The following is a 21752-nucleotide window of genomic DNA, read 5'->3' as shown; positions in this document are numbered from 1 at the left end:
GCCAGGATGGGGTCCTGCGCCTGTGCCGGGTGGTGAAAACCTGCTGCAGCCATCAGCAGCAGGGACAGGAGTATGCTGTGCAGATACTTCTTCATGGTTTTGTAGTGGGTTTAAGTCCTGTCTATTCCGGCCCGAATGTCATGGGCCAGCTGCCGGATGCCTTTACGCATGTCCCCGCCATGCTTTTGGGCATAAGCCTGCACCTTCACTTTCTCCGACTCCTCGGTGGTGTAGGTGAGGTATTCTTCCAGCGACACCTCCGTGCGGTAGACCCTGGAGAGGGTGCCGCCCAGGCTGATGAAGACTTCCTTGTATTTGCGGGCCGGGTCATTGGCCTTGTTGATGGAGAGCACAAGCGCCTTCTCCTTCTTCGTCAGACCCAGCAGTTGCTGGATGCCGTCGAACTTGTGGAGGTACTTGCCCTGGTCGAGCAGAATCTTGCAGTCGGAGTTGTTGATGATGGCCTGCTTGACCACCGGCGAGGAGATGATGTCCTCCACCTCCTGGGTCACCACGATGGCCTCGCCGTAGAACTTGCGCACCGTCTTGAACAGGTACCGGATGTACTCGGCCATGCCCTCGCGGGCGATGGCTTTCCAGGCCTCCTCGATGAGGATGACTTTTCGGATGCCTTTGAGCTTGCGCATCTTGGAGATGAAGACCTCCATGATGATGATGGTCACCACCGGGAAGAGGATGGGGTGGTCCTTGATATTGTCGAGCTCGAAGACGATGAGGCGCTCGGAGAGCAAATCCAGGTTCTTCCGGGCGTTGAGCAGGTAGCCGAACTCGCCGCTCTGGTAGTAGGGGCGGAGCACGTAGAGGAAGTTGTCGAGGTCGAAGTCCTTCTCCTTCACCCGGTCCGCTTGCAGCTTCTCCTTGAACACCGTCTGCACGAATGCATAGAAGCTGTCGAAGCAGGGGAAGACCTGCAGGTTTTCCTGCAGGTGCAGGTAATACAGCTCCAGGGCGTTGGAGAGGGCCACGTACTCGGAGCGGGAGAAGGCCTCGCTGTCCTTTTTCCAGAGGGCCAGCAGCAGGGTCTTGATGCTCTCCTTCTTCTCCGTGTCCAGTGAGTCGCCCTCTCCGATGTAGAAGGGGTTGAACCGGATGGGGTCGTCTTCCCGGTAGGTGAAGTAGTAGCCGTTTACCAGCTCGCAGAGCCCTTTGTAGGAGTGGCCCACGTCCACCAGCACGATGTGGCTGCCCTGCTCGTGGAAGGAGCGCACCAGGTGATTGGTGAAAAAGGACTTGCCGCTGCCCGAGGGGCCGAGGATGAACTTGTTGCGGTTGGTGCAGATGCCCTGCCGGATGGGCTCATCCGAAATGTCCACATGCACGGGCTTGCCGGTGAGCCTATCGCCCAGGCGCAGGCCGACGGGGCTTGTGGAGGAGCGGTAGCCGGTCTCCAGGTTTAAAAAGCAGCAGGCCTGCTCGAGGAAGGTGTCGAAGGTGTCGTTCATCGGGAAATCCGCTGCATTGCCCGGCAGGCCGGCCCAGAAAATCTGCGGGGCCCCGTCCGTCTCCAGCTTGGGCGTGGCGTCGAGCTGGGCCATGGCCGAGGAGACGAGGTTGCGCAGCTCCTTTTGCTTTTCCGGCTGCTCCGTCCAGGCCAGCACGTTGAAGTGCGCCTTCACGGGGAGCCGCTGCTGGCCGACGGCCTCGTTAAGGAACTGGTGCGTAGCGTCACGGGCCAGGGCATTCTCGCGGGAGTAGGCCGCCAGCGACTGCAACCGCAGGCGCTTACGCTCCAGCTGCTGGAGTGTCTGGCTGGCGTCCTCCAGGAAGATGTACTGGTTATAGAGGTGGTTGCAGGGCAGGAGTTGGCCCAGGGGAGAGGCAAAGCCGGTGCTGAATTTGCTGCGGTCGGTGGAGTACCTGTCGTAGTTGATGCGCGAGCCGCAGAGCGAGGGCAGGTGCTCCGCGTCGGCCAGCGCAAAAAGCTGGCAGTGCTTGTCCCCGATGCGGATGCCCTGCTGCAGGTGCAGGTCCTGCAGCAGGGGCGGTGCGTTCTCGGGCAAGAGGCCGCAGTAGCGCTCAATGAGCCCCGCTTTTTCTTTCGTCCCGGCCAGTTCCTCGTCTGTCAGCCTGCGCAAGGTCACAAAGCCGATGTCCTGTAGCACCCGCTCAAACTGGCCCGCCTGGTCCACAAAATCCTGGAGGAGCTGGGGCTGCAGCGTTTGCTGGGGTGCAAGCGAGCGGCGGAGCAGGTTGGAGACAAGCGAGCTGGAGAACCGCCGGTCCTCGGGCTTTTTGGTGATAAGAATATAGCAGTGGTGCTCCAGGTACGGCCGCCCGTGGAAGAAGCGCTCGCTGGCCCTGGAAAGGAAGCTTTGCCCTTCTTTGCTGAGGTCGGCCTGGTAAGAGGACTCCAGGAACCAGTCCTGCTTGTGAAAGACCGTGAAGCGGGGCAACAGGCGGATCGCCTTGAGGAGCGCCTGGTGCAAGGCCTCGTACTCGGCATCGGAGAGGGTGAAGATCTCCGGCAGCGTTGCCTCGTAGGCCAGCGTGATGTCGCCCTGGCGGGAGAGGATGCAGCCGTGCTCCACCTTGTAGACGGGCAGCAGGTGCTCCAGATCAATTGGCTGAGCCATTCGTGTCCTCCTTTCCGGTTAGTTGTTTTAAATGATGCTGGTTGTCTGATGCTGAGGTCAGTAACATAAAAGTGCTGCGGGTGCTCAGGCGGACGAAGCGGGGAATGCCGCGCCGGGCGAACTTCTTGAGCAGTCCATGCTCCCCGTAGGTTTTGTTCAGGTGGTAAACCCCTGTGAATAAAGCGGCACCGGAGAGCAGGATAACCAGCAGGCAGAGCAGTAGGGGCACGCGGGCCAGGTACAGGCCGGCAAAGAGCAGCAAGAGGAACACGAGCCCTGCGGCCAGGTAGCCGATGTACTGCGCCCGCAGCCCCCGGAACTCAATGGGCCGGTTGATGCCCTTGTTGACCTGGTAAACACTGTTGGCCATGGCAGAGCTTAGTTAGACGCCAAAGAAGGAGCGGAGCACCGTGGCCACGACCACCAGGAAAATACAGCTGCCGAACCAGGCGGCGGCCACCTTGCCGGTGTCGGGTTCGCCGCCGTTCCATTTCTGGTAGACCTTCACGGCGCCGACCAGCCCGACGACGGCGCCGATGGCGTACATCAGGCTGGTGCCGGTGTCGAAGTAGCCGCGGACCATGTTGGTGGCCTGCGTAATGCCTGCGTTGCCGTCGGCTGTCTGTGCCTGGGCGGTAAGGGCCACGGCAAAAAGGAGCAGGAGCGTAGCGATGGCAGTGGCTTTCGCTTTTTTTTGTCCCGGGAGCAGTGTGAGGTTCTTTTTCATGTTCTGACAGGTTTAGGTGTGGTTATGTAGGAGTAGTAGAAAATCGAGTGGATTAAGCATCTGCCCAGAGCGACTGCAGGTCCTCGGGTGTGAGCTCAAAAGGAAGCTTGTCCTGAATCTGCTCCAGGAGGAAGTGCTGTGCCTGGTCCTGGTGTTGGCTTTGGGCGGTGCGGAAGTATTTGGAGAGGATGAGCTGCAACAGGGAGAGGAACTCCTCCTTCTCCATCTGTGTCTCCGCGACCAGCTCCAGCAGGGATGCTGTCTCCTGCCGGAAATCAGCCGACGAGCCCATAGGCAAGGCTGCTGGTGCCCGGGCAGGAGCTTCTGGTACCGTTGTTGTGGTTGCATCGACGTCGTTATCCTCCTTTTTTCGGGGTGCGACCTGTATGGCCGCCGCCTCGGAGAGGGTAGGGGCCTCCTGTGTGGAGATGGCACCTAAAATTGGATCAGGTGGGGTATTGGCAGGAGAGGTGTCCGGCGTTGACGAGGTAAGGTACACTTGCGGCATCACCCAGTTTTTCGCCTTCCCCAGGAATGCCTTCAGCTCATCCCGGAAGTAAAGCGGCAACACGATCAGGTAGTAGAACAGCAGCGTGCTGCCTGCTGCAAGAAAGAACTGGGTCCAGGTGTATGGATGAAGCATGGCCTTCTGATTGTTTCTTCTGCCGCCCCGTGCGACGGAAGTATGAAGGCAATTTGAGAGGGATCAGGGCATGTTGTTCACAAGGTGTTCCGTAGTGGGGAAAAATAAATATGGATAGGAGACCTGGACCTAAAACCAATGGTCTGGAGGACCTGACTGCTGTTGCTGTTTCCTTTTAAACGTGCTGCTATACATCATAAAGATTGCTACAGATTCATTCATCTGAGGCAATCTTTATGATGTTAGCTATGGGTGTTATTTGCTGTTAATCAATAAAATAATTGAGATAATGGAAGCCTAGAATTTACAGTTGTTTAACATAATAGGTGTTATAATATAGCTTCAAGTACAGCGTATCTAAAGAGAGTTGAATATTTCTGCCGTGTTGTTTAGAGGGGAATTGACCAGTGGCAAAACCGGATCGTGTTTCATTTCATCAGCACTGTAGGGGAGGCCATCACTATTAATCATTATTGATTTTCATTGATGGGATAAAAGAGGTGTATCTAACTTACAGCTCTTTCATAAACCAAGAATTAACTATTCCTAAAAATTCCTCCCGACGCACAAAAGTCCCATCTGGTCTATATCCAAAAAAGCAATTCAAATTATTCGGGAAGAAACTATTAATCAACTCTTGCGCATTTTTTATATTTCCTTGTGAAGCAATGAATATAATTCTTAACCTATGGCTATTTCTTTTTAATTCTTTAAGTTCCCAAATACTTCCAATACCTACTTCTGAAAGATCTACAATAATAAGATCAGCGTTATCTAAAAACAATTTAACTGTAGCTTGCCAAAAATTATCACTGGCAGTAATTACTAAGAGCCTGCTGTAGGATATAAGCCATAGCCAACAAAGTTTTCTAGTAGAACTGACAACATTATTTAGCTGCTGAATATCTGTTTTAGTTTTAGCTCTAAGTGAAGTTGGTGAAAGCCAACTCGTAAGAACACCACTAAGGTTATAGAAGGTTTTAAGTAATTTATCTCTTCTACTAGGAGAAGTGAAATGTTTATCTGCCAAAGTAAATGTAAAACCCAGAAATGAGATTTCATCTCTAACTAAGTTTTTTAATTTAGAACTAATGTGGGGCTCGCTAAAAGGGCGAAGAAGTAGTATAATCTTAGGTTTTTTGATAAAAACACGGTAAGCAGCAATTTGAGATACAATAGGTAAACCTAATAACAACAGCAAGTAAAAATTAAATCCTAAATCTTCATCATGGTAAGATACTATAATAAAAAGTATTGATATTAAAAGGAAAGAGTAAAAGCTGCTAAACCATACTATTTTGCGCAGTTTTATTAATTTTAATAGTTTCATTTAACTATCTAAAATTCAAACTTAAAATTACTATGACTGTCTATATAGCCTCTACAGGTATCATTTCTTTTCTAAGAATTTGATAAGCCCACGTGAGTTGTTTTGTAATCTCTTCTGCTTGGCTTTTACCTATTTTATTGTTGTTTGCAACATCAGGATGATAAACCACAATCAATTCTTTATACTTTCGTTTAACTTCAGCAAAAGATGTTCTACTATTCACCCCTAAAGTCATACGAGCAAGTTTTAATTCATCATCTATACTTTCATCCAATTCATTTTCTCCGTAAATAATTTGTCTGATCTTCAAATCGACAAAGGAGGGGGGAAAAGCAAGGCGCTTACCAACTTCATTTAGAAAAAGACGTTCAAAATTATTAAAAACTCCATCTGCAGCACAAACTGAAATAACCATTTCAAGCAACGTAATTCTCTCTTCATAATTTACATTCTCAAATTGAGGTTTTGTAACAGATACTTGATTTAACATTTGTAGGGCTTGCTCTTTGGATAAAGCATTAGCCGTCAATGAAATGATTATTTGTACTGCATGAGCGATTTCATCAGGGTGGCTTACTGAGTCAGCGTTTATTGCTTCCTTTAGAAGTAGTACCAGGCGCTCAATCATAGCCCGCTGTTTTACTGTAAGCCCTTGTTCATCAACTTCTACATCTGAGATATCAATACCTGCATCATCTAAAATACTATAAAGTTCAGAGTGTTCCCGTTCCTTAGAATAGGGGAAAATCAAAATTATTATATTTTGTATTAATACTATTGGCGTACCTAAACCCCACGGGAAACACCACCACCCACCTAACAAACAAATAAAGAAGTTGGACCATATTTTATTAATAAGACATGATTTACAACCTAGAATGGTGCGTTTGCCATATTTAGCAAAAATCAGAAACCCATATACAAACCAAACTTTGGATAAAGATTCAATTGTGTTTTTCTCACAATGGGGGCACTTAATTGCTGTTCTCATACAGGAGGGGGAATATTTTCTCATTAAATAAACAAAATTTATTTAAATAAACTAATTTAGTAGTTATTTAAACGTTAAAACTTATATCTTTAAAATGTTTTTTTAAGCCTTCAATGTTGGATACATTAGAAAAATATGTTGCTATGCCAAAAAATATAAACTGGGGTCCATTAGCTTCCCGCTACGAAACAGAGCAGCCGCGAAAAATACTTTCTCTCGACGGCGGAGGCATACGAGGAGTAGTAACGCTTGAGATCCTGCTCAATCTGGAAAACCAGCTAAAAGCGGAACTAAAGAAAGATAATAGTTTCCGGCTAAGTGATTATTTCGACTATATAGGAGGGACTAGCACAGGCGCTATCATCGCCGCTGGTTTGGCTATGGGTATGTCTGTGCAGCAACTGCTGGATTTTTATGAGCAGAAGGGAGAGGCGATGTTTGATAAGGCGTTCCTGTTGAAAAGGGTTAAATACTTTTACAACGACGGTCCCTTACTGAAGGAACTACAGGATACGTTCGGCAAGGGCGACATAGATCTAAAATCGGGCGCGTTCAAGACCCTGTTATTGGTTGTGACGATGAACCGCTCCACCGATTCCCCTTGGCCAATCAGCAATAACCCTAATGCAAAGTATAATCAACCTGATAGAGCTGACTGTAATTTGCGTATGCCACTCTATCAACTGGTCAGAGCAAGTACTGCGGCCCCTGCTTACTTCCGTCCAGAGACCTTACAGTGGGACCCAAAGAACCCGGAGAAGACGTTCGTATTTGTTGACGGCGGTGTCACGCCATACAACAACCCTGCCTTCCTTCTTTACCGAATGGCTACCCAAAGACCCTATAATCTCAACTGGAAAACAGGGGAAAGAGAACTGCTCATCGTCTCTGTCGGTACAGGATCTGCGCCTAGCCCAGGAGTCTATGGTCACTTAGGAGAAACGCTGCAGGAGCTGCCTAGTAACCTGATGTACGCGATGCAGATAGACCAGGATATCAACTGCAGAACGGTGGGGCGCTGTATTTACGGAGCACCGATTGACCGTGAGCTGGGGGACTTGGTTCCCATGGATGAAGAGGGCAACATATTGGGGCTTGATAGCGATGCTAACCGACACTTTAGCTACGTGCGATACAACGCTGACCTAAGCCAGCAAGCTTTGGATGAATTAGGGCTAAGAAACATTGACAGCGATGAAGTGCGGAAACTAGATTCTGTTGAACAGATAGATGATCTGAGAAAAATAGGAAAAGTAGTTGGCAACATCCAAGTAAATGTAAGAACACACCTCAAGTACTTTATTTAATCAGGGGGCTGCTACTATAAAATGAGACATTTGATATTATTTACTGGTCATATGATCGATGCGGAGGACAGACAAGAACCTCGTTTTCCTGCTGAGAAGGAAGGAGCGGCTAAACAGGAACTAAGGAATAGGCTTGACCAAGCAATAAGAGGGAGAGCAGGTGAGCTGAAAGGAATTGCGGGAGGAGCATGCGGTGGCGATATCCTGTTCCATGAGCTTTGTATTGAAAGGGGGATAACCACTGAGATGTACCTGGCCTTACCAGCAGAAGAATTCAAGAAAGCGTCTGTTTCCTTTGCCGGAAAGGATTGGGATGAGCGCTTTGATAAGCTAAAGGAAAAATTACCGTTCTACATCTTACCGGAACAGAAAAAGGACAGAAGCCGAAATGTGTGGGAACGTGCAAACCTATGGATGCTTGACAAGGCACTCAGTGAGGGAGGAAGGAATATGACCCTGCTTGCCTTATGGGACGGCAAAGGCGGTGATGGTGATGGCGGAACGGAGCATATGGTGCAGATTGCAAAGGAGCAAGGTGCAAGAATTGAAATCATAGATATAAACAAATTATAGCAATATGGCGGCAATGAATGTATTCGTGAGTTATGATCACAGTGAGGACGTGCACTACAAAGAGCTATTGAGGGCATGGAATGCCAATACCACATTTGATTTCAAGTTTGACCTCCGCTCACCCAATGTTGCTATTGACAGCACTGAGGCTAGTGTGGTACAAGGGGCGCTTACTAAGAAAATGAAAGAGTCAGACTATATTCTGGTGATCATCGGCAAGAAATCCTATAGCAGCAAATGGATGCGGTGGGAAATTGAAAGAGCCAAACAGTCCGACACCAATCTGAAATTTGCAGCTGTAAAAATAGAGCCAGGGAATATCAGCCCTACCGGGTTGTCATGGAGCACGGCCATCTCAAATGGGTTTACGCTGAGCGGAATCGTGAGTGCCTTGAACAATGCCAAACAAGCTTCTATAATGTAAACGTACCTCCTATGATACCTGCAGAATGGTTAAAATATGCCCCTAAACCTAGACCATTAGGAAAAGGAGAGGAATGGAACGTGTTTCTGTCCTACAGGTCCGTGAACAGGACCTGGGTATTGAGCCTCTATGATATACTAGTAGAGCTAGGCTACAGAGTCTTCATCGACCAATGCGAACTGGTAGAAGGCGAAACACTGATCATGAGGTTAGAAGAGGCCTTGGGCAAAAGCCAGGCTGGGATATTGATATGGTCAGAAGCTGCTGCTAACTCTAAGTGGGTTCTTAAGGAGTATGCAAGACTGGAAACTAAGGCGACGAAAAATGAGGCTTTTTGCTTTGTGCCAATAAAACTGGACAAAGCGCCTCTTCCTGAATTCGCGGACAGTAAAATATTTGTTGATTTCTCCTCTTACCCGGACGGCCCTAACGGTGGCGAGCTGATCCGTCTTGTACATGGTATAGTAGGCAAGCCTCTGGATGCCGCCACGGTGAAGTTTGCGAACGAGCAGAACGAGGCTTCAATGGATGCGGCAAGAGCAATAGATGCGGCTGTCAGAATCGGGGATCCTGAACATATTATTGAGCTGTCCGACTCTAATACGTTACCTTGGAGAACAACTCCTTCTTTAGGATGCAAGGCAGCGGAAAGCCTGATCAAACTAAAAATGTATCCCGAGGCCATCAGCATTCTGGAGAAATTGGAGGATCGGTTTCCGAAAGCCGTAAGACCCAAACAGCTGCATGCCTTGGCGCTTGCAAGAACAGGGACACAGGAAAACCTAAAGCAAGCCCAGCGTATCTTGAGCAAGCTCTATGAACAGGGGGAGCGGGACCCTGAGACATTAGGTATCTTTGCCCGCACTTGGATGGACAGGTACAATCTCTCTCAAGATATAAAATACCTGGACCAGTCTCGGAAATACTATGCAGAGGCCTTCGAAAGGGTAGGGGATGATTACTATACTGGACTGAACGCTGCGGCTAAGAGTGTGTTGCTGGGTACAGCGAAAGACATACAGTTGGCTGATGATTATGCCCAAAGGACATTAACGCTTGTTGGTACCTCTCCCTGGGCTAATGATTACTGGAAGACGGCAACAGTCGCCGAACTGCTATTGATAAAAAAACTCTATAGCGAAGCGGGGGAAATGTATGCGGAGGCAGTCAGGATAGAGCCAGAATCATTGGGAAACCATGAGTCCACTAGAAACCAAGCCGTGAAGTTGCTAGCTAAATTAGGAGCCACTGAAAGCGAGAAGGCAGAAGTCCTAAATGCATTTAAGCATATATCTTCATAGAAGGGCATTCATGAGCTCCCCCCTAAAAATGGGAGGAGCTCATGAATATTTTGTAAACAGTATATATTTAGTGAACTTCGGAAATACTAATCCCGCAACATCGGAAATATATAAATGTTAGCGGTAAGGTAAAGTTACATTTCAATAATTGAATCTTGGATACTTATACCTTCATCTCGTATAGCAAGGATGATACAGAAATTGTTTCTGAAATCATCTCAAAACTTGAGGCAAAGAATATTAAAATTTGGCATGATGGATCCATCAAGAGTGGAGAAGACTGGAAAAAGGAGATTTTTACAGGAATAATTAATTGTGATAGCATGATTGTATGTCTGTCAGATGGCTATATCAATAGCACCATGTGCAGGATGGAAATATTCTTAGCCCAGTGCTATAACAAAAAGATTCTTCCAATTATGATTAAAGAAGAATGCTGGAACGAATTGCATTCATTTAGAGAGCTCTCCTCTATTCAAGATTTAAGTGTCGTAAATCTTGTTAGAAATATCATCTTTGGATTGAAAGTTAGCGAAGCCGACCAAATAAACAAATTGGTTGCAAGCATAAATAATGAAATTGACCCTCGATTTGTTAACTGTGAGTTATTTATATCTTATAGAGCTCAAGACGCGTTATATGCTACAAGAGTCGCGGAAGATTTGTTCCAGAGCGGAATAAATACATGGATAGCTACTCTTTCCTATAATCCTGGAGAAAATTGGCAAAGCAGCCAATGGGAAGCACTTATGAAAGTTCAGGGACTTGTAGTTATTTTAAGCAAGGAAGTTGCTAAAAGTGAGTACATTAGAAAAGAAATACTTATTGCAAAAACAAGGGGTATTCCTATATATCCTGTTTTAGTTGATGATCCAAGAATTGAATCAGCAGACTTTCTTCGGGAAATAAACAGAGAGCTTGATGATACAAAAAGTTTTGAAATGAGGGAAATCAATGAGATTCAATGGTTCTATCCTAATAGGCCAGATTACCGAAAAATGATAAACAGCATAGCCGAAATAGTCAAAAGGAACACTCCTGTTAGTCGTCAGTGAGGCTGTAAATCAAACTGTGTCAAAATACTAGAGTTATTATTTTAGCACAGTAGATCTGGAAGATAAAAACAGCCTGGATCTGGACAAGATCAAGCGCCAGTTTCTGGAGGAGTTCAGAAGCGGCAAGCCTCCCTTTGGCAAAGACGGAGCGCTGGCCCCTGTTCTAAAACACTACAAAGCAGCGTGAGAAAGCGGAAATGATACTAATAGAGATCATTGATCAGTACGGGCCGGATCCTGAGACGAATGGTTTGCAAGGAGCAGTGCAAAAACATGTAATAATGTATTCGAAAAGTAAGCCCCTAAATTTAATGTGCAGAATATGCGTTACAAAGCTTTTATATCTTACAGTCATGCAGCGGATGATCAGCTGGCTCCTAAGCTTCAATCAGCTTTGCAACAGTTTGCTAAACCCTTCTATAAACTTCGGGCAATAAATGTATTTCGTGATCAAACTAGTTTAAGCTCAACTCCTGAACTTTGGCCGACTATTCAAAATGCACTCCATAACTCAGAGTACTTTATTTATTTAGCGTCTCCGGAGGCCGTGCAATCTGATTGGGTGCAAAAAGAAATTCAAGAATGGTTAACAATACATGATAATTCTGTAGAAAAAGTAATTATTGTACTTACTAAAGATAACATGAAGGGTTTTGATTGGCGTCAGACTGATGCAATTCCTTTTAGTTTGAAAAATAAGTTTGAGCATGAGCCTTTGTGCATTGACATGCGATGGGCAAGAACCGAGGAGGAGCTTACATTAAAAATGTCAAAATTTGCTGATGACATTGCTACTTTAGCTTCAACCCTCCGTGGAATACCTAAAGATGAATTGATTGGAGAAGATATACTTCAGCATAGTAGGTTTAAAAAAGTATCAGGAGGAGCTATTATCCTTCTTGCTCTATTATTATTTGTAGCAGTGTACCAGTATAATAATGCCGATGAACAAAGAATAGAAGCAAAAAATCAGCTGGCAAAAAATTATTGGAGTAATGCCAGGGACGCCCAAGAGGAAAATGACCAATTAACATTTTTACATTTATTAGGGCAAGCTATCTCCAGCAGTGAAGATAATATTCTCACTAATAATCTATTTTTCAGTGCGCAACCTTCAATGCCTATATATAGACTTGAAAGAAAATTAAAAGCTAGTATTTCTGGAGCAGTTTTCAATCAAGATGGGAGCCGTATCCTGTCCTGGAGTGAGGATGGCAAAGTTCGGGTATGGTCTGTAACAGGTGGTGCTCCGGTGGCGGTGATGCAGCATAAGAGAGCTGTTACTGGAGCTATTTTCAACCGGGACGAGAGTCGCATCCTGTCCTGGAGTGAGGATAGCACGGTTCGATTATGGCCAGCCACAGGCGGTGCTCCAGTGGCGGTGATGCAACATAAAGAAAGAGTTACTGGAGCTATTTTCAACCGGGACGAGAGTCGTATCCTGGCCTGGAGTGAGAATGGCACAACGGTTAGGTTATGGCCAGCCACAGGCGGTGCTCCGGTGGCGGTGATGCAGCATAAGAGAGCTGTTACTGGAGCTATTTTCAACCGGGATGGGAGCCGTGTTCTATCCTGGAGTGAGGATGGAGCAATTCAGTTGTGGCCAGCCACAGGCGGTGCTCCTGAAGCGGTCATGCAGCATGAAGAATTTATTGTTGGAGCTGCATTCAACAGGAATGAGAACCGCATTTTATCTTGGGGACAAGATGGCACAGTCCGGGTATGGCCTGCTACAGGCGGTACACCTAAAACAGTTTTGAAGTATACAAGATCTTTTTCTGGAGCTATTTTCAACCGGGATGAGAGCCGTGTTCTATCCTGGAGTGGGGATGGAGCAATTCAGTTGTGGCCAGCCACAGGCGGTGCTCCTGAAGCGGTCATGCAGCATGAAGAATATATTGCTGGAGTTGCCTTTAATCAGGATACGAGTCGCATTTTATCTTGGGGTAAGGACAGAATGGTTCGGGTATGGCCTACCACAGGTGGTGCTCTGGTGGCGGTGATGCCACATGAAGAAAGAGTTAATGGAGCAGTTTTCAATCAAGATGGGAGCCGTATCCTGTCCTGGAGTGAGGATGGCAAAGTTCGGGTATGGCCTGTAACAGGTGGTGCTCCAGTGGCGGTGATGCAACATGGAGGAGGAGTCTGCGGAGCTGCCTTCAGCAGCGATGGGAGCCGCATCCTGTCCTGGAGTGAGGATGGTATAGTTCAAATATGGCAAATCTCATACCATGTTCCTGAAGCTATCTTAAAACATAAACGAGCTATTTCTACTCATATCTTTAATCAAGATGGGAGCCGCACCCTGTCTTGGAGTGAGGAGGGTATAATCCGGTTATGGTCTGCCACAGATAGTGCTCCGGTGGCGGTGATGCAACATGGAGGAAGAGTTTATGGAGCTGCTTTCAGCAGTGATGAAAGCAGCATATTGTCTTGGAGTGATAACTTGATAAAGGTATGGCAGGCTACGGGCGGAGCTCCTGTGGCTGTTTTTAAACAAGAGGGGTTTATGGATGGGGTTGCCTTCAGCAGCGATGGGAGCCGCATAGTATCTTGGAGTAGTGGTGACTCGATCAGGGTATGGCAGGCTACGGGCGGAGCTCCTGTGGCTGTTTTTAAACAAGAGGGGTTTATGGATGGGGTTGCCTTCAGTAGTGATGGGAGCCGCATAGTATCTTGGAGTGAGGATGGCTCGATCAGGGTATGGCAGGCTATAGGGGGAGCTCCTGTGGCTGTCTTTAAACATGATGGGGATGTTCATGGCGCTGCCTTCAATAAAGATGGGAGCCGCATCCTATCTTGGGGTGATAGTAAAACTGTTCGGGTATGGTCAGCTTTAGATAGTGCTCATGTGGCTGATTTGAAGCATGATATGGTTGTTTCTGGAGCCATTTTCAATGGAGATGGGGGGAACATCTTATCTTGGGGTTGGGATAGAAAAGTTCGTGTATGGCGGAGTTTAGACGGTGGTCCTTTGGCAGTGATGCCACATAAAGAAGTTATTTCTGGAGCGGTCTTCAATAAGAATGAAAGCCGTATCTTATCATGGAATAAGGATGGAATGATTTGGGTATGGCCAGCCACAGGCGGCGCTCCTGTGGCTGCCTTTAAACATGATGGGGATATTCATGGCGCTGGATTCAACCAAGATGAGAGCCAAATCTTATCTTGGGGGCGGGATAGCACAGTTTGGGTATGGAATATTAAGGCTGATTTAGACCTTCCTAAAGATTTGTTTATAATGCAACTTCAAGCTATAACTGGAACTGATTTAAACATTAATTCTCAGGAAGTTTATAGTTTATCGGCAGAAAAATGGGAAGAGATCAAAGAACAATATTTGGAAAAAGCAAAGAAGCATTACAAAGAATGTAATTATCTTGATGCAAACCTATGGAGCCATTTTTATCCAGAAGAAGCTAAAAGCTTATCTTCAAACAAACATTAATAAATTATAATTTTGGGAGTGTAATTTAAACTGTGTGCTTGTTGCACAACGCTTGCGAAACTTCTGACCTCTATTCCTTTTTCTAAGATCATCTCGCCCCTTCCCACAAAAATCAACCACCAAGGCGCCCCCTGCTCTGGTTTGGGCAAGGCCATGACTGAGATTGCAAATTTTATTGTAGGATTTATTTAGAGAGCCGTTTTCCTTTGTAGCATCAACGCTTCAAACAGGCAGGAGGTTAAAAACCGTTCCCCCTCTTGAGGCTATCCTTTACTTTTTCGCCAACTTTATCAAAGTACATTGTAAGTACCTTTTTTTCGGACAGTGCAAATGAGACTTTTCTCAATCTTTGACCTTCACGAATATAGACTGTATCCGGAGCAATATAAAGCAATCTACTGAAAGTCTCTGCTCCCGTGAAAGTATTAGGACCGGCGCCTTCGATTCCGGGCTGTGGGGGTCATTTCTCTTATAACTAGCCTTATGATAAATAGAACTGGTTTCTATACAAGGTGCAACCCATTAATGGGGTGGAAAATTTGAGTTGTCATTTTTTGAGGAAGATAGTAATACTGAGAAGAAAAAATAGATAGACTGCCATTTAAAATACTGAACATCGAATCTTTAATCACCCATCATTATAATGTTACGAAGCAAACTTCTGTAAAAGGCACCTGAAACCAGCCAAATAATAATCAAAGTCAGAATCTTGTCTGTAGTCGATTTGCAATATCAGATCTTTAATATAAACATTGGCAGTAATAAAGTAATATTTTGTATATTAATTTATAGTTATCCGCTTTGAAATCAACCTCTCTATGAATGACTGTTTAACATTATTTAATGATGGAAAGCACAAGGAAGCGATCCAATGTATACAAGATAAATTACAGGATGAATATGAAAGTGCTGTATTGTGGTTTTACTTAGGAGTGATGTATTCTAAAACTGGCTTGTACGAGCAGGCCGTTGGGGCCTACGAGATGGCCATCAAGCTTGACCCCAACGACGCCAGTGCCTACTTCAACAAAGGTCGTGTATATATAGAATTTTATGTGTTATTTTCAGATGCAAATTACCTAGATGATGCTCTTGCCTGCTTTTTTAGAACCTTCTACATAAATTGTGAAGAGATACAGCTTGTTCCCAAGCTTTTAAAACATACTCTACAGTACTTTGATACCCCTCATTTTGCGGTTAAAATTATACTGCTATACCCGCATCTGCTCTTAGATTCCCCCAACTCCCGACAACTCGAAGAGGTTATTGATACCCACAATAACTACGAGAACAGAATGGTGCAGTTTCGCAAAGAACTTAAAGCAAACGGGAGCAAAGGCGATGACTTGAAAAGGGAATTTTACCTCTACAAAGCCATCGCCGAACTCATGGGCGGCGATCCGATCATTGCTTATCAATACCATGATAATATTTTAGATGAGCTATGGGAAGACAACCTGCAGCACCAGTATTACTATGCCCTAAATGCCGCCAGCATCCTACATCCCAACACAAAGCCAATCCTGGATTACGCCGAAAAAACAGCCTCTATTTATTTGGAGACGGATGGGCAAGATGAAAAGCAAAGCTACTATGCAGCTTGCATCCAGATGCTGCAACAGCAGTATGACAATGCCATCACAATATTTAAGTCGCTCACCGAAAAAAATTATTTGCCTGCTTATTTTAAACTCGTGGAGTGCTACCATCTGTCGGGCAGGCACGAACAAAAATCGAAGCTCGCCAAAGATATAAACAAAGATGGCTTGCACCTCAAATTAGTCGAGCGCAACGCAAATGCCACCATCACAGCCAATCTGGAGCACGAAATCATGCTTTTCGAAACCCAGACAGGCTGGTACCTGGCAGGCATGGTAGTCGATAAATTGGATGAGGAATTATTGGCTAATGGTGGCACCCGACCACATACCTATGATGCCAATGATAAAAGACTGTTGAATCTATGGCAACAAGAACGGTACCCAGAGGCAACAAAAGAAGAGAAGCTCGAAATGAGCCCTGAAAAATTAATAGAATTAATTGATTCTTGCAAAAAGGCAACAGAGAAGCTGTTTGAAGAATATGAGGCAAAAGAGAAAGTAGACGATAATGAGTTGGCGAATGAGCTGCTAGTGTATATGGAGGAGGAAAACGAAGCCGGATCAGTAATATTGGTAAATTACCTCAACATAGTAACCTATTGCTATATGACTTCAAAAATTAGCAAGCTTGAATACACCTTGGTTCAAGTATTCCTCACTATAAGATCAAAAGAATTCAATCTGAAAAACGATCCAAACCTACTCAGATTGATATTAAAAAGCAGCATGACAGAAGTTGTAGCAAAAGCAATGGACGCCTTCTTGGGCGGACCTTATGTTGCACTAATCACCAAAATAACCCAACACTTTATTTCAGGAGGAGTATTCAGAGGCAAGTCATATGGCTACTTCAGACGAAATTTCAATCCCGAAATAAAAAATACAGAATTTGAGACCGATTGGTTAAGGATATGCATGACAACTGTTGAAGAACTTGGAAATCTTGAACAAGACTGACTACTGAAACATATGTATCAATCATTTTGTAAGCTGGATCTTATTAGTTCAATACTAGCACAAGCTTGTCCTTACCGGAAATCGATAGACATCTTTCCGAATCAAAGTTCAAATTGAGTGTATAACATATTAGGGTGTCTTGTCCTAGCAAGGTTGACAAATATTCATCTCAGAAAATGGCCGTTTTAGCGCTACAGGTTTAGATGATATTCTGCTGAATGCATAACAGAGGGCTTGCCACAGGCCTTTACTGTGGCAAGCCCGAGCAACAGCCGAATCTTTAGGTCAAAAAAAGAGAGGTTTAAAGGTTCTGGTTCTATCCGTATTCGGAGGCAAAAGCAGTGAATACATGACTACAGTTTGGCGAGTCTAGCGGCGGGCTAAAGAGCACTTTACGTTAGGGAGCCAACACTTCAACTGACGCTTTGTACATGCCTGTTCAACCTGCCTCCATTCACAGAACCTCACAACTCTCCACTTAACCTAAATGTGAAGGCCCTATTTCTTTCGAGATAGGGCCTTCATATTTGTCAATAGTTCATGCTGTCTTCGGCTACTCTACTTTTGTGATTTTTATTTGAGTGTAGATTTCCTTGGTTCCAAAGCCGGTTGCCTGCCCTAAGCCACTGAACAGTCTTTCCACTCCACCACGGTGTTGCACTTCATATGTTGTAGGGGTTGAAATCACTATCTCCCCTTGAATGATAGAATGCGTTATGGCTGGTGCCGATGGATGTGAAAAGCCAGTTGATCCAATTAAAACATCAGTATTTGACTCTATAGCTTTGAGTTTAGCCTGATGAGCAGCCGATGCATAAGCAGGAGCGGAAATCTCAATAAGGTATTTGCCAGGTTCAAGATTGAAACGATTATAGGCAAGTTGTATAAAACTATTATCTCCTTCCAAGACATTTAGAGCTCTAGTGTTCCATGTATTACCCACCGAACTTCCTCCGTGTTGTCCTGAGGCTCTTTCATCTCTAAGGAAAGCGGTTCTTATACCTCCATCCAGACCTTTGGGTCCTGCCGGGCCGGCTAGGCCTTGTTCCCCCTGCGGACCTGCAGGACCCGTTGCACCGGCTATGCCCTGCTCTCCTTGTGGGCCAACCGGCCCAGCAGGACCTATAGCGCCTTGCTCTCCCTGTTCCCCCTTTTCGCCAGCTGGTCCTTGAAGACCTATGGGGCCGGCTTCACCCTGCTCACCTTTAGGGCCAGCTATACCTTGCTCGCCTTGCGGGCCGGCTGGTCCCGCAATACCGTCATTGCCGGCAGGGCCCTGCATGCCTACAGCTCCAGCGACCCCCTGTTCTCCCTGTGGACCGGCAGGGCCTGTAGCTCCGTCACGGCCGGCTGGCCCTTCCGGTCCTGCTATACCTCGCTCCCCTTGTGGGCCAACTGGACCTGCTGGTCCCTGCTCGCCCTGTGGACCGGCAATACCCTGCTCTCCCTTCGGACCAGCGGGGCCTGCCGGGCCAGTAGCCCCATCGTTCCCGGCAGGACCCTGTGGTCCTGTGGCACCAGCTTCGCCCCGGTCACCCTTTGGACCTGCTGGCCCCACCGCTCCAGCTTCTCCTGGCATCCCTTGGGCCCCGGTAGGACCCACAGGACCTGTTGCGCCAGTTGGACCGGCCACGCCTGGCTCGCCCTGCGGACCAACAGCACCAGTTGCTCCAGCTACACCGGGCTCTCCCTGTGGCCCAGCTACGCCTTGCTCTCCCTTATCACCCTTAGCCCCAATGGCACCGGCTGGTCCAGCAGGTCCCGCTGGACCAGCCATACCCTGCTCCCCCTGTGGGCCGGCAGGGCCGGGGAGCGAGCTTCCGGATGTCTTCGCATACATAGCATAAGGAACGCTGAGCAATTGGCTGATGCCTGTTACCGTTCCCCCTGAGGCCTTAGGGCCTTTGGTCTGTGTGCCCGGCACAGTACTCACCGTCTTGATGAAGAACGGGCCGTTTGCCCAGTCAATTTTCGCGAAGTCGCCTGAAACTTTGGTTCCTGTACCTATCTCAATGCTAACTAAGCCGTTGTTGTTGGTGACGGGTGTCTGACTTTCCTCATATACAGGGGTTCCAGTCGCAGATCCCTGCAGAATGCTAATATGCATCTCTATCGCCTGGTTTACCACCAGTGTGTTGCTGCTGTTTCTTATTACCGCCTGATAACTCATTTTCTCAGGGGCTTGAGCATACGCGCCTGCATACAGCATCAAGGCCAATACGAATGTAAAAATTCTCTTCATATGGTTAATGTTTAATAATCTTGAATGTTTTGATGGACTCTTTTCCTTTGGTTATTTTGAGGAAGTAAACTTCATGTGCCAGATTTAGCATGGAAATGCTGGTCAAATTACCTGTGATCTCCTTACTCTCCACAAGTCTCCCTTTCACATCATAAAGCTGGTACTGCAAGGCTTCGTCCCTGTAGTTCCCAACCCGCAGAGTCAGGACATCTGTAGTAGGATTGGGGTAAGCCGACAGGTCAATCAGGTCAGCAGGGTTACTTGACTTGACACTCAGCAGATCGGTACTCCCGGATGAACCTAACCTTTTGGCATTTGTTACCACACTTATTTCATAGGCGCACTGTACACCTTGCTCCACCGACCCGGCTTCTCCTTCATAGGTAGAGAAAACCACCTGCCCGATGGAGAAGCTGACTGTGCCTCCACCTCCTGAAGCATCACCGCCCGAGGCGGGTATGCCCACCTGCGCATTTGCCTGGCCAAGGCCTAATCCCAAGACAAGCGCCGTGCACAGAATCACATTTTTGTGTTTCATACATTCAACATAAAGAATTAATAATCCGATAATTTTAATCTAGCATGTTCCCAATGAGCGATGTTAGCTGAGAACCGGGATGAAGTACCACAGTATCTCCTTTACTCTACTTAGCGAAGCAGAGCCCATACACCTCTGTCTCATAGCTTTGTGAAAAATTTTAATTAATACTCAGTTCTATGGTAAACCATCCTTTCCGACAGACCTTAACAATGTCCTGCTAGGCAATTAAGAAGAGGTAAAAGGAGGAGAAAGTGAGCTGATATGAATTTTACAAAAAATAAACTTTACAAAATGCAATAATGGGGTCAAACATACGGGTTGTCATCGGAATATAAAATACCCAGAAGCAGGTATTTTCTATTCCGATGACAGGAGGTGTGTTGTTCTGATATAAAGTTGTAAAATTTATAATCCTAGAAAACGGCGATATAACAAGATTTGTAAAACTCTTTTTGATATGGCCCAAAACGCAGAATTTGGGGGTGAAAAATTCCCCTTTTGCCGTCTCATTAATCAAATCTGATTTTGATATTTGGGATGCGATATTGAGACGCAGTTAATGATAGGGTAGGCCAAGGTGCCCCATTATGAATTACGAGCAAACCTAATTCGGTTGGGGAAACAATTTCTGTAGTTGCAGAGGAGTCATACAGGTTCTACCTGACTGGCCTTGGGTTAGGGTAGTCTGTCTCTATATTCTCCGCATGCTATCTTGCCTCTGCAGCAGCTGGTATTCTGTTTGCACATGATCAGATAGGGGCTTTGGTGGGGAGTGCTGTAGACTATATTTTCTTTCCTTCTGAAAACTCAGAAAAGAAAATCGTAATTAGTAGCAACCACTACTATAAAAGCTGTGGAAATGTGGTAAAGTCCCTGTGGAACTTTTCCATATTTCCACAGCCTCTTTTCAGTGTCTACACTTTCAAGTCATCCTCTAAAGGCTGCTTCAGGCACCGTCCAGCTCGTCCATCCGTTGCAGGAGCCGCTCCTTCATCAGGTCGAGCAGCTTGGTGCGGCTGTCCTTCTTGCGCTGGCGCATCTCCTGGAAGGTGCGGTAGACGTTGCCCAGCTTTACCTGGAACAGGTGCTCCAGCCGCTCCACGATCTCCATCACCCCGGTGGTGCCGCCGTTGATCTGCCCCGACTCGCACAGGGCGTAGGCCAGCTCGATCAGGTGCACCTTGCAGCCGGTCCAGGATAAGCTGCTTTTTGCAGGGACCTGTAAATTTTCCGGGATTTTTCCCCCTTCTAGTAACATCAGGGATTTTACCAGAAATTCCCGCAGTCGCTCGTTTGCCTGGAAGCAGGCGACGAGAAAGTCGTAGTGGGTGGTGAAGCGGGTGTCCGTATCCATGGTGGACGTGCTGAGGTTGGAGACGCTGTAGTATAGGGGAAAATCACAATTCCCACGTACGAAGTACTTCGAGTCCAGGAAGGTGGCGCCGGAGTAGAAGTACTGGTAGAACTGGATGTGGTCATCAAAGAAGTGGCGGATGAGCTGGAGCTCGTTCTCGTAATACCTCCGGATGTCCCGGAGGTTGCCAAGCGGAAGCCTGAGGTCGAGCAGGGCCAGCCGGGAGTGGTAGATCAGCAGGCTGGTGAACTTGGGCTTGATGTGCCTGAAGAACATGATTTCCTCCTGTTCCTCGGGGAAGGAATGATTGATAACCAGTTTCTTAAGCTCCTGGATGGCTTCGTTTAGGATCCTTAGGTTTGTTTCATGGCGTTGCGCCGGGGTGCCGGCGGGAGTGGTCTCCACCTCCCGCAGCTTTTCCACCAGCTGGTCATAGAGTATTTCGGCTTGCTGTATCATAACAATGGTCTCAACTGTTAATATTGTAACATATGTCTATGATGGATTGTGTTGCGTGCCCCTGGTTTAAAGCCTGGAGAAGAATGCAGCTTCCAATTAACAGGGGCTTTGTTTATTCATATTTTAGTTTTTGTGTCTGAAAAGAATTTTAGTACTGCTGTTATACCTGTTTTCAGGTATGGTCAGGATTCTGGTCCATACTTCA

General features: G+C 46.6%; 16 protein-coding genes. 7 read left to right on the top strand and 9 right to left on the bottom strand.

Going from position 1 to position 21752, the window contains the following annotated elements; all coding sequences use genetic code 11:
- Positions 1-110 precede the first annotated feature (110 nt).
- The 6 genes from ACMA1I_RS20055 to ACMA1I_RS20030 all read right to left on the bottom strand — a co-directional run bounded on the left by ACMA1I_RS20055 (position 111) and on the right by ACMA1I_RS20030 (position 6285).
- Positions 111-2594, bottom strand: a complete 2484-nt coding sequence (locus ACMA1I_RS20055) for a TraG family conjugative transposon ATPase (RefSeq protein ID WP_337070261.1) — start codon at positions 2592-2594, stop codon at positions 111-113.
- Positions 2578-2964 carry a DUF4133 domain-containing protein gene (locus ACMA1I_RS20050; protein WP_337070260.1) on the bottom strand — a complete coding sequence of 129 codons (387 nt, stop codon included), beginning with the start codon at positions 2962-2964 and terminating at the stop codon, positions 2578-2580. The genes ACMA1I_RS20055 and ACMA1I_RS20050 overlap by 17 nt, the downstream gene beginning before the upstream one ends.
- 12 nt (positions 2965-2976) lie before the next feature.
- Positions 2977-3321: a DUF4134 domain-containing protein gene (locus ACMA1I_RS20045; protein ID WP_337070259.1), complete on the bottom strand. Its 345-nt coding sequence runs from the start codon at positions 3319-3321 to the stop codon at positions 2977-2979.
- A 52-nt stretch (positions 3322-3373) separates the two neighbouring features.
- Entirely contained in the window at positions 3374-3964 is a 591-nt protein-coding gene (locus tag ACMA1I_RS20040) for a hypothetical protein (RefSeq protein ID WP_337070258.1), read from the bottom strand.
- Positions 3965-4475: 511 nt separating this feature from the next.
- Positions 4476-5294: a hypothetical protein gene (locus ACMA1I_RS20035; protein ID WP_337070257.1), complete on the bottom strand. Its 819-nt coding sequence runs from the start codon at positions 5292-5294 to the stop codon at positions 4476-4478.
- A 40-nt stretch (positions 5295-5334) separates the two neighbouring features.
- Complete coding sequence (locus ACMA1I_RS20030; protein ID WP_337070256.1) at positions 5335-6285, bottom strand: DnaJ domain-containing protein; 951 nt, start codon at positions 6283-6285, stop codon at positions 5335-5337.
- A gap of 143 nt (positions 6286-6428) precedes the next feature.
- Here ACMA1I_RS20030 and ACMA1I_RS20025 point away from each other — a divergent pair, with 143 nt between their 5' ends.
- The 7 genes from ACMA1I_RS20025 (at position 6429) to ACMA1I_RS19995 (ending at position 16951) form a co-directional block, all read left to right on the top strand.
- Positions 6429-7592: a patatin-like phospholipase family protein gene (locus ACMA1I_RS20025; protein ID WP_414703952.1), complete on the top strand. Its 1164-nt coding sequence runs from the start codon at positions 6429-6431 to the stop codon at positions 7590-7592.
- A gap of 51 nt (positions 7593-7643) precedes the next feature.
- Positions 7644-8165: a hypothetical protein gene (locus ACMA1I_RS20020; protein ID WP_414703951.1), complete on the top strand. Its 522-nt coding sequence runs from the start codon at positions 7644-7646 to the stop codon at positions 8163-8165.
- A 13-nt stretch (positions 8166-8178) separates the two neighbouring features.
- Entirely contained in the window at positions 8179-8589 is a 411-nt protein-coding gene (locus ACMA1I_RS20015) for a TIR domain-containing protein (protein WP_337070253.1), read from the top strand.
- 11 nt (positions 8590-8600) lie between these two features.
- A complete protein-coding gene (locus ACMA1I_RS20010) occupies positions 8601-9890 on the top strand; it encodes a toll/interleukin-1 receptor domain-containing protein (protein WP_337070252.1) in 1290 nt (429 codons plus the stop codon).
- 155 nt (positions 9891-10045) lie between these two features.
- Positions 10046-10945 (top strand): toll/interleukin-1 receptor domain-containing protein, encoded by a 900-nt coding sequence (locus ACMA1I_RS20005; protein ID WP_337070251.1) that lies wholly within the window; start codon positions 10046-10048, stop codon positions 10943-10945.
- Positions 10946-11267: 322 nt separating this feature from the next.
- Positions 11268-14393: a TIR domain-containing protein gene (locus ACMA1I_RS20000; protein WP_337070250.1), complete on the top strand. Its 3126-nt coding sequence runs from the start codon at positions 11268-11270 to the stop codon at positions 14391-14393.
- 818 nt (positions 14394-15211) lie between these two features.
- The gene (locus ACMA1I_RS19995) at positions 15212-16951 is read left to right on the top strand and encodes a tetratricopeptide repeat protein (RefSeq protein ID WP_337070249.1); all 1740 of its coding nucleotides are present in this window, start codon (positions 15212-15214) and stop codon (positions 16949-16951) included.
- Positions 16952-17504: 553 nt separating this feature from the next.
- On the opposite strand, the gene ACMA1I_RS19990 is transcribed toward ACMA1I_RS19995, so the two are convergent.
- The 3 genes from ACMA1I_RS19990 to ACMA1I_RS19980 all read right to left on the bottom strand — a co-directional run bounded on the left by ACMA1I_RS19990 (position 17505) and on the right by ACMA1I_RS19980 (position 21547).
- Entirely contained in the window at positions 17505-19193 is a 1689-nt protein-coding gene (locus ACMA1I_RS19990; RefSeq protein ID WP_337070248.1) for a hypothetical protein, read from the bottom strand.
- A 4-nt stretch (positions 19194-19197) separates the two neighbouring features.
- A complete protein-coding gene (locus ACMA1I_RS19985) occupies positions 19198-19731 on the bottom strand; it encodes a T9SS type A sorting domain-containing protein (protein ID WP_337070247.1) in 534 nt (177 codons plus the stop codon).
- Positions 19732-20680: 949 nt separating this feature from the next.
- On the bottom strand, positions 20681-21547 hold the full coding sequence (locus ACMA1I_RS19980) for an RteC domain-containing protein (RefSeq protein WP_337070246.1): 867 nt from the start codon (positions 21545-21547) through the stop codon (positions 20681-20683).
- Positions 21548-21752 lie beyond the last annotated feature (205 nt).

This window comes from Pontibacter sp. 13R65 (assembly GCF_047525655.1).
Lineage (GTDB): Bacteria > Bacteroidota > Bacteroidia > Cytophagales > Hymenobacteraceae > Pontibacter.
Note: the sequence above shows the minus strand (reverse complement) of the source record. Positions and strands in the feature narration are given on the sequence as shown.